A 16,395-nucleotide genomic window follows, 5' to 3' on the forward strand; every position below is an offset into this window, starting at 1 on the left:
TTTATATGTATAGCATAATTAGCTTGGCCTTTCCAAACCTCTTTCTTAGATTAACGCACCTACTGCGCATTACCCGACTATTTCCATCGCATCCTGTTACTTTGTTTGAATACTTCTACCGCTTCCTCATTGAAAAGAACGCATGAGTCCGATACAATGACATATAGATGAGAACAATACTAGATCAATCATGTTTTCGAATAGAGAGGAGAAATACAAAATGGCTAAATTTACGATTGTCGATAAAGACACGTGTATCGCTTGTGGCGCTTGTGGTGCCGCAGCACCTGATATCTATGACTATGATGACGAGGGCTTAGCATACGTCATTCTAGACGATAACAAAGGGACAGCAGAAATCCCGGAAGCATTGTTCGATGACATGATTGACGCATTCGAAGGTTGCCCAACTGATTCAATTAAAGTGGCAGACGAATCATTCGAAGGCGACGCATTAAAATACGAATAAGTATTTGACAGTATGGTAGCTTCACGCCATGCTGTTTTTTTTATGACCATACATCAAAAAAGCTGTACGGCTCGACCCAATCGGTCGAGCCGTACAGCTTTTTTTAACAAGAATACCTGAATGATCGTTATCGTTTCCCTTTGATGTACGGTACACCAACAGCTTTTGGTGCATCGGCGCGACCGACGACACCAGCAAGTGCAAGGATCGTTAAGACGTAAGGCGCAATCAAAAGATAGACTTGAGGAATTTGATCGAGTAATGGTAACTGTTGTCCGATGATCGAGATCGCTTGAGCGAAACCGAAGAACAAGGCAGCTGCCATTGCACCGAGTGGATTCCATTTTCCGAAGATCATCGCGGCGATCGCAAGGAAACCTTGCCCGAGAATTGTCGTCACGCTGAAGTTCAATGAAATCGAAGTTGCATAAACTGCACCCGCAAGACCACCGAATCCACCTGAAATCATGACTCCGATAAAGCGCATCTTCGTGACGTTAATCCCCATCGTATCTGCTGCCATCGGGTGTTCTCCGACAGAACGGAGACGAAGACCGAATGGTGTCTTAAAGACGACGAACCATGCCACAACTGCTAAGATGATCGCAATGTACGAGGTATAGTAGACGTTTGCAAAAAACATTTTTAAAACAGGAATATCAGATAGGAACGGCACATTCTCTTTCGAAATCCGGTTCGGAATCGAGTCTGTTTGTCCTTTTCCATAGAAGGCACGCACTAAGAAAATCGCAAGGCCAACTGCTAAGATATTGATTGCGACACCAAGTACCGTTTGGTCGGCACGGAACAAAATCGCAGGCACTGCAAGGAATAAAGCGAAGATTGCTCCGATGACGATAGCGATTAACATCGCGATCCATGGACTAGCAGCGCCGAATCCCATCTTCGATAATGTCAGGGCTGAAACAACACCCGTGAATGCACCCATGACCATCAAGCCTTCAAGCGCGATGTTGACGACACCAGAACGTTCACTGAAAATACCACCGAGCGCTGCGATGATCAATGGAGCCGAATAGGCAAGCGCGATCGGTACGATAATATAAAGTACATCTAGAAAGCCCATTATTTATCGGCTCCTTTCACTTTTTTGCCTTCTGCTCTTTTAACCGTCAGCTTTTCGATGACGAGACGGATCGCGTAACCGGAAGCGACGAAGATGATGATGAAGGCGATGATGATTTTAATCAGTTCTGGTGGAATCCCGATTTGTTGCATCGACAATCCGCCAATGTTGAGTCCGGCAAATAATAATGCGGCCAGAACGACTCCGATCGGGTTGTTCGCACCAAGTAAGGCGACGGCGATTCCGTCAAATCCAACACCCGTAAAGGATGCGTTTAGCGTCATGTTTTGGAATGTCCCTAACCCTTCCATCGCACCAGCAAATCCAGCGAATACACCAGAGATGACGAATGAGAGAATGATGTTCTTGTTGACACCCATACCGGCATACTCTGCAGCACTTTTATTAAATCCAACTGCACGTAACTCGTAACCGAGCGTCGTCTTCCAAAGAATGAACCAGAAGACGAGTGCGGCGACGATGGCAATGAAAATCCCATTGTGCAAACGCGAAAAATCCGTTAACTCTTGCAAGAATGGTGAAGCCAACGAAGCCGTTTCTTTGACTGAATCTGTCCGCTCGTTTTTGATTCCGATGACGTGACGTAAAATATCATTCGTCACATACAACGCGATGTAGTTCATCATGATTGACGTGATGACTTCATGGACATGGAAACGCGCTTTTAAAATACCTGGAACCGCAGCCCAAAGTGCCCCCGCTAAACCCGCTCCGATTAACGCGAGTGGCAAGTGGATTGCTGTCGGGAGATCGAAAGAAATCCCGATCCAGACCGCGACCATCCAACCGACTAAAACTTGACCTTCAACCCCGATGTTAAATAATCCCGTTCGAAAGGCAAAGGCGACGGCGAGACCCGCAAAAATCAATGGTGCTGCTGCACGCAACGTTTCTCCGATACTATACGGTTCACCAAAGATTCCGTAAAACAGTTGATCAAATCCAGCGATTGGGTCATAACCACCAATCAACATGACGATGGCACCAACTACCATACCGAGGATAATTGACAAGATTGGAATCAAAATCCCATAAAAACGTTCGAGTTTCATGAACGACCTACCTCCTCTTTCTTACCGCCAGCCATCAGGAAGCCGAGTTCAATTTCATTCGTTTCCTTAGGATCGAGAAAGGCTACTGTCCGTCCTTCATACAGAACGGCAATGCGGTCTGAGACTTGTAAAATTTCTTCGAGTTCAAACGAAATCAAGAGGACAGCGCGTCCTTTTTCCCGTTCAAGTACTAACTGCTCATGAATGAATTCAATTGCACCGACATCGAGTCCACGTGTTGGTTGCGCAGCAATTAATAAGTCAGGTGAACGATCGACTTCACGCGCGATGATGGCTTTTTGCTGGTTCCCGCCCGATAAGGCGCGAGCAAATGTTTCAGGACTTGGAGTTCGGACGTCGAACTTCTCAATTAACGTTTGAGCTTTTTCCATGACCTGCTTGTAGTTCATGATGCCTGCTTTTGAATACGGTTTTTGATAGTACGTTTGTAAGACCATGTTATGACCGATTGAATAATCAAGAACGAGTCCATGTTTATGACGGTCTTGAGGAATATGACCGATGCCCGCTTCCGTCACTTTCCGCGGCTTCAGGTTTTTGATTGATTTGTTGTTTAAGAATACTTCTCCGCTTTCGGCTCTTCTTAATCCTGTGATTGCTTCAATCAATTCAGTTTGACCATTCCCATCAATCCCTGCAATCCCGACAATTTCGCCGGCTCGAACATCTAAGTTCAGTCCGTCGACTGCTTTAATCCCACGACCGTCTTTAACGACGAGGTTTTTTACATCGAGAACGAGTTCTTGTGGATTTGCCTTGGAATACTCCGCATCAAAGTTTACTTCACGGCCAACCATCATTTCAGCGAGTCTCGACTGTGTCATCGTTTCATCGATATCAACTGTACCAATGTACTTACCACGACGAATCGTCGTACAGCGATCTGCCACTTCCATGATTTCCTTCAATTTATGTGTGATCAAGATGATCGACTTACCTTCAGCAATCAACCGATTCATGATTTGAATCAATTCTTTGATTTCCTGAGGCGTCAATACAGCCGATGGTTCATCGAAGATGAGAATGTCAGCTCCACGATACAGTGTCTTTAAAATCTCGACACGTTGTTGCATCCCGACTGAAATATCTTCAATTTTTGCATCTGGATCTACCGCAAGACCATACTGCTCCGAAATTTGGCGTACTTTCTCCCGGGCAGTTGCGCGGTCGATTTTGAGACCAGATTTCGGTTCTGCACCTAAAATGATGTTTTCCGTGACGGTGAAATTTTGAACGAGCATGAAGTGTTGATGCACCATGCCGATTCCAAGATCATTCGCGACGTTCGGACTTGTAATATTAACTTTTTCACCGCGTACACGAATTTCTCCAGCCTCAGGCTGATACAAACCAAATAAGACGTTCATCAGCGTCGATTTTCCGGCACCGTTTTCACCAAGTAAAGCGTGAATCTCACCTTTCCGAAGCTGGAGCGTGATATTATCATTTGCGACGAAACTGCCAAACTCTTTTCGTATGTTTAGCATCTCAATGACGTATTCCAAGAAAATCCACTCCCATGTTTAGTTTAAAAGGGGAGGCCGCAATGCTAGCGACCCCCGCTTCCATTTTATTAAAGTGATGCTTCGTACTCTTTATACTCATCGTCAGTTGCTGGAACTGTGATCTTTCCATCGATGATTTGCTTTTTGTAGTCTTCGACTTTCGTCAAGACGTCTTTTTCAATGTTGTCTTGTGAAGGTGCGATATCAACGCCGCCGTCTTTAAGACCGAATTCTACGACTTTACCTGCTGGGAAGTTGCCATCTTTCGTATCTTTCGCAACTTGTTCAACTGCTGTATCAACACGCTTAACCATTGACGTCAATGTAACGTTTTCTGGCATACCTTCTTCGACTTGGTCACGGTCAACACCGATGACCCAAACATCTTCACCGTTTTTCTTACGGTTTTTCGCTTCTGTGAAGACACCTTGTCCTGTACCACCAGCTGCGTGATAAATCACGTCAACTTTCTTGCCGTACATCCCTGAAGCGATTGCTTGTCCTTTTTCAGCAGCATTGAAATCTTCTGCATATTGAACTTCAACTTTTGCATCTGGGTTGACAGCCATGACGCCTGCTTTAAATCCACTTTCAAACTTTTTGATTAAGTCTGAGTTTACGCCACCGACGAATCCGACTTTATCTGTTTTCGTAGTAAGACCCGCGACGACACCGACGAGGAACGAACCTTCGTTTTCCTTGAAGACGATTGACGCGACGTTCGGCTTATCAACGACCATATCGACGAGTGCAAAGTTCTTGTCGTCAAACTGATCCGCTACTTTACCGATGTCTTCTGCCATCAAGAACCCGATTCCGAGAATCAAGTCGTAGTTCGCACGTGCTAATTGTTGTAAGTTCGGTTGATAATCCGATTGTTTTGCTGATTGAAGGTATTTGTAACCAGTTCCTTCTTCCAAATCGTTATCTTTACCGAACTTCTGAATGCCTTCCCATGCAGATTGGTTGAATGATTTATCATCAACACCGCCTGTATCTGTGACCATACCTACTTTGAAGCCGTCTTTTTCGCCGCTTCCTGAATCTTTAGAATCATCGTTGCTACCACATGCTGCGAGTACCGAACTCATTGCTAAACCTGTTGCTGCTAATGCGAGAAGTGACTTCTTTTTCATCTGAAATAATCCCCTTTCGAATATGGTCATACAAAGTTCCTGACTACGTCAAGCACCTGAGGCTGGTGATGAGGAGCGTTACGTAGGTTGGCGGAAGCGCTTTCAGTAAAACTCCTAAAACAATCGATTATACACGTTTACGGATGACATGGAAATCAAACTTATCCGCACGGAAATAGTTCGCTGAATAAAGAACGGATCGGTCGAGCTCATCATAATGCGTTTGTCGCAACGCGAGCAAGGGTTGGTCCGTATGTAATTGTTCAGCGATTTTCGGATCGATTCGAGGTTCGATATGCGTCACCGCATGTGTGACCCGACGACCTAGTTCTTTTTCTAGTGCGTCGAACAGTGAAGTCGAAGACGTAAACTGTTCTTCATTTTTAATATAATGGCTTGGAATCTTATCGACGCAATAGACAACAGGAACATCTCCTGCAAGTCGGATTCGTTCGATTCGATAAACCAGTTCATCCGGACCAAGTTGGAAACGTTCTCGGTCACGTTCTGTCGGTTGAACCATTTCTGAAGATAAGACTTCAGACGTTGGAATCATCCCAGCGCGCGCAATCATCTCCGTCACACTGTACAATTCTTCAATCCCCGACGTGAATGGTGGTCTTGCATTGATAAACGTACCGACACCGTGTTTACGGATGACGATGTTCTCATCTTCAAGAATTCGTAAAGCCTCCCGAAGAGTCGCTCGACTAACGCCAAGTTGCTTTGAAAGTTCAAACTCTGAAGGTAGTTTCTCGCCTTCCTTGTAAACGCCGTCATCGATGTCAGACTTAATCTTTTCAATCACTCGTAAGTAAAGCAAACGATGATCTAATTTAATCGACATGACGCATCTCCATCCTCTATCTAGTTGTAACCAGTGCTCAGACTTCTGACGTATGAGAACTCCAGCCAAGATAAGTATATGACGTCGAACACAATCCTGCAATCATTTTGTAACAGGTTAGAAGTCTGACTTCTGGCGCTTTTGTAACCCTTTTCATATCGTATCTATTGTTGGAAGAAAATAGGGCGTTCTACCTAAGAATGCCCGCTCTTCCTTTGACGCTTATTGTTCAGGTACTTCTGTTTTACCTGAAATGACTTTTTCTTTCGCTTGTTCGAGCATGTCGAGTGTCTTTTTCGAGATTTTTTCTGACTCAATGATGTCAACGCCTTGCTCTTTCAAACCGTAACGAATCGTCTCTCCACCTGTGAGTTTTCCAGCTTTCGCTTCATTCGCTGTATCTTTGACCGCTAAGTCCACTCGTTTGATGACAGATGTCAACGTGACATCTTCTGGCATGCCTTCTTCTTGTTGGTCACGATCGACACCGATGACAGCAACTTCTTCTCCATTTTTCTTCCGGTTTTTCGCTTCTGTGAAGACGCCGTTTCCTGTTCCACCGGCTGCCGGGAAAATGATATCTGCCCCTTTACCATACATGCCTGCTGCGATTGCTTGTCCTTTTTCAGGTGCAGCGAAATCTTCTGCGTACTGTACGTCGACTTTGATGTTCGGATTAACGGATTTTGCCCCAGCTTCAAAGCCTGCCCGGAAGCGTTCGATTACATCCATCTTCATTCCACCGACAAAGCCGATGTGATCTGTTTTCGTTTCCATCGCGGCAACGATTCCCGCAAGGTAGGCACCTTCGTTTTCTTTAAACGTAATCGATGTCACGTTGTCTCCTTCGACGACGTTATCGATAATTGCAAACTGTGTATCTTTAAACTGATCGGCAACCGTTTTGATATCTTCATTAAACGTATTCCCAATCCCAAAAATCAAATCTTCTCCCGCTCGTGCAAGACGCGATAAGTTCGGTTGGTAATCTTGTTGCGATTTTGATTGAAGGTACGAGTAACCCTCATTTTTCTGAAGGTCGTTTTCTTTTCCATACGCTTGCAGACCTTCCCACGCCGACTGGTTAAACGATTTATCATCGATTCCGCCTTTATCGGCAACCATTGCGACAGAAAACTCGTCCTTGTTTCCCTTTGCACTATCATCTGATCCTCCACATGCTGCGAGTCCCACTGTTGCTACCGTCATTGCTGACACAAGTACTTGTTTTTTCTTCATTGTCATTCATCTCCTCTTCCATTTATGTGAGCGCTTTCATTATCTATTTGTGTAAAAGTCGCTCACTTACCTCTGTGAGAGGTAGGTCAACTCATATGACTGAGTATGACAAAACATGCGTATAAAATCAACAGACGTCTGACAACTATTTTCCTGAAATCGTTCTCATTTAGACTTTTTTTTATATTTTCTTACACGTAAAGAAAACCAACGCTCATCATGTGAACGCTGGTTCTCTGTTATTACTTAACGTCCGATGACTCGGCGTGGTTTCGATCCTTCTGACGGACCGACGAGGCCATTCTCTTCTAATGCATCGATCAGTCGTGCAGCGCGATTATAACCAATCCGATACTTCCGCTGTATCATTGACGTCGAGGCTGTATCTTGCGTCAAGATGAACTGAACAACCTCATCATACAACGGATCGTCGACGTCAGATTCACCCTCAGGAACATCTTTTGGAATCATCGCTTCCACGTACTGTGCTTTTTGTTGACTGATGACATGGTTGACGACTTTTTCAACCTCTTCGTCCGATAAGAACGCCCCTTGGACACGAACAGGTTTATTCATCCCATTTCCAAGGAGCAGCATGTCCCCTCGTCCGAGTAGCTTATCTGCCCCGCTCGTATCGAGGATGGTGCGAGAATCCGTTCCACTTGATACGCTGAAAGCAATCCGAGACGGTATGTTCGCTTTGATGACACCCGTGATGATATCGACACTCGGCCGCTGTGTTGCGATGACCATATGAATGCCGGCTGCCCGTGCCATCTGAGCAAGACGCATGATGGCATCTTCGACTTCGTTTGAAGCGACCATCATCAAATCTGCTAACTCATCGACAATGACGACGATGTAAGGTAGGCGTTGATGGACTTTCTCTTCCGCATTCATCTTATCAATCAATGCATTGTAGCCTTCGATGTTGCGGGCGCCGTTCTGACTGAAGATTTCATACCGCCGTTCCATCTCTGAAACGACTTGTTTTAAGGCTTGCGCAGCTTTTTTCGGATCGGTGACGACGGGTGCAAGAAGATGCGGAATACCATTGTAGACATTCAACTCAACCATTTTCGGATCGATCATCATCAAACGGACTTCATCCGGTCGTGCCCGCATCAATATCGAGACGATCATCCCATTGATACAGACTGACTTCCCGGATCCCGTCGATCCTGCGACTAACACGTGTGGCATTTTGTTTAACTTCGCCGTCACGGTCTCTCCCGAGATACTCCGTCCAAGAGCGACAAGTAATCGATCAGGATCGGCTTGAACGCTTTCTGCTCCGAGGACTTCCCGAAGTGAGACCATCGCCACTTCACGATTCGGCACCTCGATCCCGACCGCTGCCTTTCCCGGAATCGGTGCTTCGATTCGAATGTCCTTCGCAGCGAGCGCGAGCGCCAGGTCATCTGCGAGTCCCGTAATCCGACTGAGCTTGATTCCTTGATGCGGTTCAATTTCATACTTCGTGACACTTGGACCTAAATGAATTTTTAAGACCTTTGCCCCAATCCCGAACGACTTTAAAGTCGCAATCAATTTCGTTGCATTGTCCTTGAGGCGTTTGTTCTCACCTGATAAATCTTTTGATGTCGGTTCCATCAATAATTCAAGAGAAGGCAATTGGTATCCGTCCGGTGTTTCAGTCATCGTCAACGGACCTTGTAGTTCAGCCGCCTGCGGTTCGACATGGTCCGCGAACCCGATGATCGGGACGTCTTGAATACTCTCCACTGCATCTTCTGGTTCGTTTTCCGGAAGTGACGGCACAGCAGTCTCCTGTTTAGCTGTCGTTGGTTTTGCTTGCCGTTCGAGTGGTTTACGTTCTTTTTGTTTTTTAGCCTCTTTGACAGGACGCTCCTTGCGTTCAGGTAAAGACCGCTCACGATTTCGAAACGCTTCCACCCGCTCGAGCATTCCATGCGCCAGTTCACTGAAGAATAACGGATGAAGCAGGTGCACGCTTGTGCCAATTAAAAACAACCCAATCAAGAAAGCACCAAAACTCGAAATGTAATAGGCCGATCCTTGATAGAGCCAAGCATTTAATGTACCCCTCGGCTCTCCTAATATTAAATCAATCCAAATTAAAAGACCGACTGCGAGTAAACTGATCGCCCATTTTTTTTGTCGCTCGAGTTGCGATAGGAACAAGAGGAGCAAACTCCCTGACAAGCCATAAAGCAACGAGCCGAATTGACCGACCGTATCAAAAGCGAACTCGGCGAACTTCTCACCGACTCGTCCAAATTCTCCTAACGCAAGAAGATAGGCTAGTAATAACAAAACAGCGAAAACACCTACATATGTACGATATTGAATCGGAGGGCGTTGTTTTTTAGCCGGCGGTCGTTTCCGTGCCGTCGTTTGTTTGCGAACAGGTTTCTTTTTTGTCGTCGCCATCTATACTACCTCCTGATAAAAAAACGACTCAGCTGACCAGGAATTGGTCGATCTGAGTCGCTCTTCTTGTTAAATCTCCATGATGATCGGCAAAATCATTGGACGACGTTTTGTCTGTTCATATAGATAAGAACTCAGCTTATCTCGGATCAACGACTTCATTTCAGTCCAATCGAGTTCTCCCGTTAATTTTCCTTGGAGTTGTTTCGCGACGATTCGGTTAGCCTCATTGATCATATCTTCTGACTCACGCATGTAGACGAATCCACGTGAGATGATTTCTGGGCCTGACACGATCGTTTTGTTCTTCCGACTAATCGTGATGACGCAGAGAACGACACCATCTTGAGACAAGAGACGACGGTCACGTAAGACGATGTTCCCGACATCTCCTACACCAATCCCGTCAATCAACACATTTCCGGCATTCACTTTACGTGACATGCGTGCTTTACGTTTTTCAAATTCGACCACATCACCATTTTCAATAATGAAGATGTTGTTTGCATTGACACCTACCGTCTGTGCGAGACGACTATGCGCTTTTTGCATCCGGAATTCTCCGTGAATCGGAATAAAGAACTTCGGTTTGATTAAGTTGAGCATCAACTTCAAGTCTTCTGCGTGACCGTGACCAGACACGTGAACTTTACGTTGGTTATAAATGACGTTCGCCCCGGCACGGAACAACAGATCGATTGTTTTCGAAACCGATTTCTCGTTCCCTGGAATTGGTGACGCTGCGACGACGACTGTATCGTTAAGACGGATGTTGACTTGTTTATGTGCATTGCGTGCCATCCGTGTTAATGCCGCCATCGGCTCGCCTTGTGAACCGGTCGTCAAGATGACGACTTGGTTATCATCGAGGCGATTGATTTCTGATAACTCAACCAATGTTTTTTGCTTGAACCGTAAATAGTTCAAACGTTGCGCGACTTCGACGATGTTGACCATACTTCGTCCGACGACTGCAACTTTCCGGTTATTCGCTTCGGCCGCTGCGAATACTTGTTGCAAGCGGTGAACGTTCGATGCGAACGATGCAACGATAACACGACCTGGTGCTTCATAGATGACGTCGTTCAATTCGGACCCGACCGTCGACTCTGAACCGGACATCCCTGGCCGCTCTGCATTCGTTGAATCAGATAGAAGACATAAAACGCCCCGTTGCCCGATTGCTGCAATCTTACCGAAATCTGCTTGTTTCCCGTCAACTGGTGTGTAGTCAAACTTGAAATCCCCCGTATGAACGATGGCTCCTTGTGATGTTTGGATACAAACCCCGACCGCATCCGGTATCGAGTGGTTGACGCGGAAGAACGTAATGAAATGTCCCGCAACGGTTAATTTCGTCTTGGCATCAATTGGACGAAGATCTGCCTTCTTCAATAAACCGGCTTCTTTTAATTTGATTTCAATCAATCCGAGTGTCAGGCGTGTCCCGTATACAGGCACTTTCAAGTCACGTAAGACGTAACTGAGTGCGCCGATATGGTCTTCGTGACCGTGCGTGATGAAAATCCCTTGAATCCGTTCTTTGTTTTCCTTCAGATAACTTATGTCTGGAATGACTTTGTCAATTCCAAGCATCTCATCTCCTGGGAACATCAAGCCAGCATCGATTACGAAGATGTCCTCGTCGAGTTCGACGACGTACATGTTCTTACCGATTTCACCAGCCCCACCAAGAGCAAAGACGCTTACTTTTTCCGTCTTTTTCTTTGACACAACATGACCTCCTATTTGTATTCACTTTTCGTGAGCCGTCCACTTATCACTATCACTATTCTAGCCGAACTTTGCCTTCCTGCCAACAACGGGACTAGGAAAATTAAAAAAAAACGTCATACCGAATCAGAACATGTCCGGTATGACGCTTCATCAGGATTCAAGCAAGTGCTCGATTTCCTCAGTTCGATTGGCCTTTTCTTGCTTACTCGGTCGTGCACCGGACTTCAATTCACTTAAAGAATAATTGAAATTCATCTCGAAATGCGGATAATCAACAAAACGCTTCCAGTCGCCACCCCACTCAAATCCAAGGGCTTTACCAACATCGGCGACCTCTCGCCAATCACTCTTGCCTGTTTGATTGCCATCGTAGTCAATGTCATATGAAATCCCGCCATCAATCATTTGTACGAAGTCAATCGCTAGACCGTAGTTATGCATTGATTCCCCGCCACGCGCATTTGTTACGATGTCACCAGACGTTGAACGACCTTGTGCATAGAGGGCATCCTGTTGTTTTTCAGTGCGATAACCTTGCGTGATTCGAATATCAATATCGTAGCAAGAGTGGCTAATTCGAATCAAATCCTCTGCCCCTGCTTCGACGGCTGGGTGGAGCTGTTTGAGGTTGTCGCGACTAGCATTAATCAAACGGTTCTCCCCTGCTACATCCCGGGGACAGCTGTCAATTCCTAAATCTGGTTGGTCTAGTAGAACAGACGGCAAACGATTTGTTGAAGCAGCAAGAAACAACCCGACCGCGAACATCGCGAATAAAAACAAGATCCAGGCAAAGATTGTCCCTCTCTTCATTAGCGACGAAACTTCTTCCGTAATCGCTTCAGAATCGGTAGACCTGTTTCAAGCACAAGATAAAGAGGTTTGTTGAGAACGTAATCAAATTCTCCGATTTTTTCAATCATCGTACTGCCCCAGCCCGACTTAAACGCGTATAACCCTGCATAGTGATCATCCGGGTCCGTCGATCCACTGACGCCACCAAAATCATACGATACGGCGCCGTGCGCTTTGGCATACTGCATCATCGTCCACTGCATCAAGTGATTCGGCATGAACTCACGATACTCATTTGACGACGCACCATATAAATAGTAAGAACGACGACCGGCAAGCGTCAATAATCCACCTGAGAGAATGACGCCGTCCGGATGCTTCGCGGCAATTGCCATCAACTCAGTTTTTGATTTCTCAGCCTTGTCGATTTGTGCTGTCGTCTGTTCGAGACGATTGTTCAGACTCTTGATTTTTTTCTCCGTCGTCTCCTTTTCAAGCTGTCGGTGGATTTTTGCCAATTCGCGATCAGCTTGTAACAATAATGCTTCCGTGCTTTCAAGTGCCTTCGCCGCATCAAGTTTTGTTAAAAAGAGTGCCGCATCCCCGTTCGGACGCAAATGATCATAGAGATTTTCGAAGTAGTCAAGACCACGGATCGAGAACCCGTCCCGTTCGCCCGTTTCGACCATCAACTTCGCGAACGTTTTCAGTTCTTCACGACTCGCTTCATAGCAAACAATTCCTTTTCGTTCAGCCAGTCGGACGTTGTAGCGAAACTTTGAATGAAACCGATCAAAGATTTCTTTCTCCGTTCCTTCAAGGCTCGTCTCCATCGTAAAACGCGGTTGCGCATGATCGAAGCCGCCACCAAAACCATTATGCTTAAATCCGAGGGCCATCATTTCTGTCAGCAGTGTCGGGTCTTCATCACGATCAATGTTCGGATCCAATTTGATGGCGATGGCTTTATGTTGTTTTGCCACCTTAATCGCGAGATCACGCAGTGCTGTGACGGCTTCTTTATTTGCATAATCGACGACAAATCCGCGCGGTGCGTAACATAACGTAAACGGTAGTTTCGGCACTTGCTTAAATAAGAGTAAAGCGACACCGATTGGTTGACCGTCCGGCGTTCCAACAGCAATCCGCTGATGGGTCCATCCTGTCGCCTGTTTGACGTCTCCCCATGCCGGCAACTGTAATAAGTCCCCTTTTGGATGTGTTTTAACAAACGCTTCAAATCGTTCTGTCGTTAATTCAAGTGGTTGATAATTCACTGCTTTTCCTCCAATTGGCGTATCATCTCTTTGACGATTTGTTCTTCGTCGAGTGGTGTTTTTTCGTCACCAATGATTTGATATTTTTCATGCCCTTTTCCTGCGAGAATGACGATATTATCGGGACGTGCAAGACTCGCTGCATATCGAACGGCTTCGACTCGATCGCCAATTTCGACGAATTGGTCATGAAGCATCCCTGACGCAATCCCTGATGTGATCGACTCATAAGACTCAAAGCGCGGATCATCCGTCGTGACGATGACCGTCCCGGCATAGGTCGATGCCAATTGTCCCATCATCGGACGTTTCGTCACATCCCGATTTCCACCTGTTCCAATCAAGAAAATAATCTTCTCTTTCGGGACATCGACGAGAGCCTTCAGACATTGCTCGATTCCATCTGGTGTATGGGCGTAATCGACATAGACATTATACCCGTCGATCGGTAAACGTTGCATCCGCCCTTGGGCTGGCTGAATCTGAGTGATCGCGTTCGAAATCTCAGGTAAACGATAGCCGAGTGATAATAAGATACCTGTTGCGAGCAACAAGTTATAGACGTTAAAACGACCAATGAATTGGACCGTCAATTCAATCGACTCTTCTTGATAATCCATCGTAAATGTCGTCTCTTGAAGTGTCTGTGTAATGTTGTGTGCCTGCAAATCCGCGGGCTGATCAATGCCATATGTTAACACGCGCGCACCCGTCATCATCTCAAACAATTCACTTGTCGCATCGTCTGCATTCAAGACGGCTACTTTTTCATCCGATAGGCGCTGTCCGAGTTGTGCAAACAATAACCCTTTTGCGCGGGCGTAGTTTTCGAACGTCTTATGGAAATCGAGATGATCATGCGTTAAGTTCGTAAATCCTGCCACATCAAAATCTGCGCCCGTGACACGTCCTAGCTCTAATCCATGCGACGATACCTCCATAATGACGTCTTCAACGCCCTCTTGGTACATCTGATGGAAAAATGCTTGCAGTTCCGAGCTTTGTGGCGTCGTATTCCGACTTGGAACGACACGGTCACCAATCTTCACTTCGACGGTCCCGATGATTCCTGTCTTACGCCCTAGGCGCGCCAAGACGTCACGAACAATCGTCGTCGTCGTCGTTTTTCCGTTTGTTCCTGTAATGCCAATCATCCGCATTTTTTCGGAAGGATAATCATAGAATTTCCCTGCAAGTTCAGCGATTGCCCGCGTCGTACTTCTGACAAGAATGACAGGAATCGTCACATCGAGCGCGTGTTCAGCGATGATTGCAATTGCTCCGCTCGATTCAGCCTGTCGAGCGTAATCGTGTCCATCTACTGTATATCCTTTAATCGCGACAAATAATGTCCCAGGCTTCACGTCACGTGAATCTGTCGTCAAAGAGACGACTTCCGCATCTACCATCCGTTCAATTTTTTGAATTTGGATGGCTTCGATTAATTCAGCTAAATTCAAGGGTATTCCTTCTTTCTCGACAACATGTTTTCTGTATGGTTTTTTTTAGTTGAGAGCTTCTCTCACACGGTTTCTTCTTCCATTTCCGGTAAGATATACGCTTTTGCTGGTGGTTCTTCGAAGATATGTGTGATCAATCCTTGAATATCTTCTTTAGTGACGCGCTCCACCTCTTCGATGACTTCTTCTAACGTCGGGTGTTTTTCCAGATGAAGTTCATTTCGTGCATTTCGGTTCATGTGACTTGATGTTCCTTCATTCCCGAGAATGAGTGAACCTTTCAGTTGCTCGATGCCATCTTCAACTTCTTTATCCGTCAAACCATTCGCAAGCAACAGTTTGATTTCTGCTTCTAAGACATCTTCGACTTCCTTCAGTGTTTCGTGTGAAGTACCGACGTAAATCGTGAACGTCCCATGGTCGTCAAATGTCGTGTAGTACGAAAAGACAGAGTACGCCAGTCCGCGTTCTTCACGAATGGATTGGAACAAGCGGCTAGACATCGTCGCTCCAAAGGCATTATTCAATAATGCAAGTCCCGGTAAACGATCGTCCGTAGAATCGATTGCACGGAAATTATAACAAAGATGGACCTGTTCTGTATCCTTTTCCTTACGGATTACATCATTTTTTAGTTCGGGAAGCTGAATCGGACGCGAGATTTCACTCGGTGTCATGACACTGAACCGCTCCTTCACTTGTTCCACTAAAGCATCCGATACGTGACCCGCAATCGAGATGACGATTTGGTCCGGTGCATACGCCTGTTTCATGTATTCCGTAATCATCTGCCGATTGATTTTAAGAACACTCTCTTCCGTCCCAAGGATTGGTCGCGCCATGACGTCCTCGCCATAGGCTGCGATTGCGAGCAGTTCATGGACGAGATCATCTGGTGTATCTTCGTACATCTTGATTTCTTCGATGACGACCCGTTTCTCTTTTTCGAGTTCTTCTTCGTCGAACGTCGAGTCGAGGAACATATCCGCTAGGACATCAAATGCCGTCGCTGCATGTTCATCTAATGTCTTAACGTAATAACACGTTTGATCCTTACTTGTGAATGCATTAATATTTCCACCAAGTCGGTCGAAGTAAACCGCAATCTCTTTCGCCGAGAACTGTTCTGTCCCTTTAAAGACCATATGTTCGATTAAATGACTGATTCCATGTTCCTCAAGCGTTTCTGTTCGTGAGCCGGCCTTGATGAAAATTCCTGTTGCTACGCTCCGCGCGCTCGGCATCCGTTCGATGATGATTCGTACTCCGTTTTGTAGCTGTATCCGTTCGACCATAATAGTTTCCTCCTGAATCGGAAACAAGGTGGCCCTCGT

General features: G+C 45.9%; 13 protein-coding genes. 1 reads left to right on the plus strand and 12 read right to left on the minus strand.

The annotated features are described in order from the left end of the window. Positions 1-220 precede the first annotated feature (220 nt). Positions 221-469 (plus strand): ferredoxin, encoded by a 249-nt coding sequence (locus KNP99_RS03770; RefSeq protein ID WP_012370689.1) that lies wholly within the window; start codon positions 221-223, stop codon positions 467-469. Between the two features lie 127 nt (positions 470-596). On the opposite strand, the gene KNP99_RS03775 is transcribed toward KNP99_RS03770, so the two are convergent. The 12 genes from KNP99_RS03775 to KNP99_RS03830 form a co-directional block, all read right to left on the minus strand. After that, positions 597-1,556, minus strand: coding sequence for an ABC transporter permease (locus KNP99_RS03775; RefSeq protein ID WP_029330703.1), 960 nt, complete (start codon positions 1,554-1,556; stop codon positions 597-599). Next, on the minus strand, positions 1,556-2,629 hold the full coding sequence (locus KNP99_RS03780) for an ABC transporter permease (RefSeq protein ID WP_088837335.1): 1,074 nt from the start codon (positions 2,627-2,629) through the stop codon (positions 1,556-1,558). Before KNP99_RS03780 ends, KNP99_RS03775 begins: the two co-directional genes overlap by 1 nt. Next, complete coding sequence (locus KNP99_RS03785; protein ID WP_088837336.1) at positions 2,626-4,155, minus strand: ABC transporter ATP-binding protein; 1,530 nt, start codon at positions 4,153-4,155, stop codon at positions 2,626-2,628. Before KNP99_RS03785 ends, KNP99_RS03780 begins: the two co-directional genes overlap by 4 nt. Before the next feature lie 68 nt (positions 4,156-4,223). Further along, positions 4,224-5,291 (minus strand): BMP family lipoprotein, encoded by a 1,068-nt coding sequence (locus tag KNP99_RS03790; protein WP_029330708.1) that lies wholly within the window; start codon positions 5,289-5,291, stop codon positions 4,224-4,226. A 127-nt stretch (positions 5,292-5,418) separates the two neighbouring features. After that, the gene (locus tag KNP99_RS03795; RefSeq protein WP_029330710.1) at positions 5,419-6,138 is read right to left on the minus strand and encodes a GntR family transcriptional regulator; all 720 of its coding nucleotides are present in this window, start codon (positions 6,136-6,138) and stop codon (positions 5,419-5,421) included. Positions 6,139-6,360: 222 nt separating this feature from the next. Then, the gene (locus tag KNP99_RS03800; protein WP_214765118.1) at positions 6,361-7,377 is read right to left on the minus strand and encodes a BMP family lipoprotein; all 1,017 of its coding nucleotides are present in this window, start codon (positions 7,375-7,377) and stop codon (positions 6,361-6,363) included. Positions 7,378-7,623: 246 nt separating this feature from the next. Further along, positions 7,624-9,792, minus strand: a complete 2,169-nt coding sequence (locus KNP99_RS03805) for a DNA translocase FtsK (RefSeq protein ID WP_214801834.1) — start codon at positions 9,790-9,792, stop codon at positions 7,624-7,626. 69 nt (positions 9,793-9,861) lie between these two features. Further along, positions 9,862-11,526, minus strand: coding sequence for a ribonuclease J (locus KNP99_RS03810; protein ID WP_214807335.1), 1,665 nt, complete (start codon positions 11,524-11,526; stop codon positions 9,862-9,864). Between the two features lie 153 nt (positions 11,527-11,679). Continuing rightward, a complete protein-coding gene (locus KNP99_RS03815; RefSeq protein ID WP_251133041.1) occupies positions 11,680-12,342 on the minus strand; it encodes a M15 family metallopeptidase in 663 nt (220 codons plus the stop codon). After that, positions 12,342-13,601 carry a lipid II:glycine glycyltransferase FemX gene (locus tag KNP99_RS03820; RefSeq protein ID WP_029330720.1) on the minus strand — a complete coding sequence of 420 codons (1,260 nt, stop codon included), beginning with the start codon at positions 13,599-13,601 and terminating at the stop codon, positions 12,342-12,344. Before KNP99_RS03820 ends, KNP99_RS03815 begins: the two co-directional genes overlap by 1 nt. Continuing rightward, positions 13,598-15,061, minus strand: a complete 1,464-nt coding sequence (locus KNP99_RS03825) for a UDP-N-acetylmuramoyl-L-alanyl-D-glutamate--2,6-diaminopimelate ligase (protein ID WP_088837340.1) — start codon at positions 15,059-15,061, stop codon at positions 13,598-13,600. Before KNP99_RS03825 ends, KNP99_RS03820 begins: the two co-directional genes overlap by 4 nt. A gap of 62 nt (positions 15,062-15,123) precedes the next feature. After that, positions 15,124-16,356 (minus strand): M16 family metallopeptidase, encoded by a 1,233-nt coding sequence (locus KNP99_RS03830; protein ID WP_214845121.1) that lies wholly within the window; start codon positions 16,354-16,356, stop codon positions 15,124-15,126. Positions 16,357-16,395: the final 39 nt, after the last annotated feature.

It is taken from the genome of Exiguobacterium sp. s95 (assembly GCF_018618655.1).
Classification (GTDB): domain Bacteria; phylum Bacillota; class Bacilli; order Exiguobacteriales; family Exiguobacteriaceae; genus Exiguobacterium_A; species Exiguobacterium_A oxidotolerans.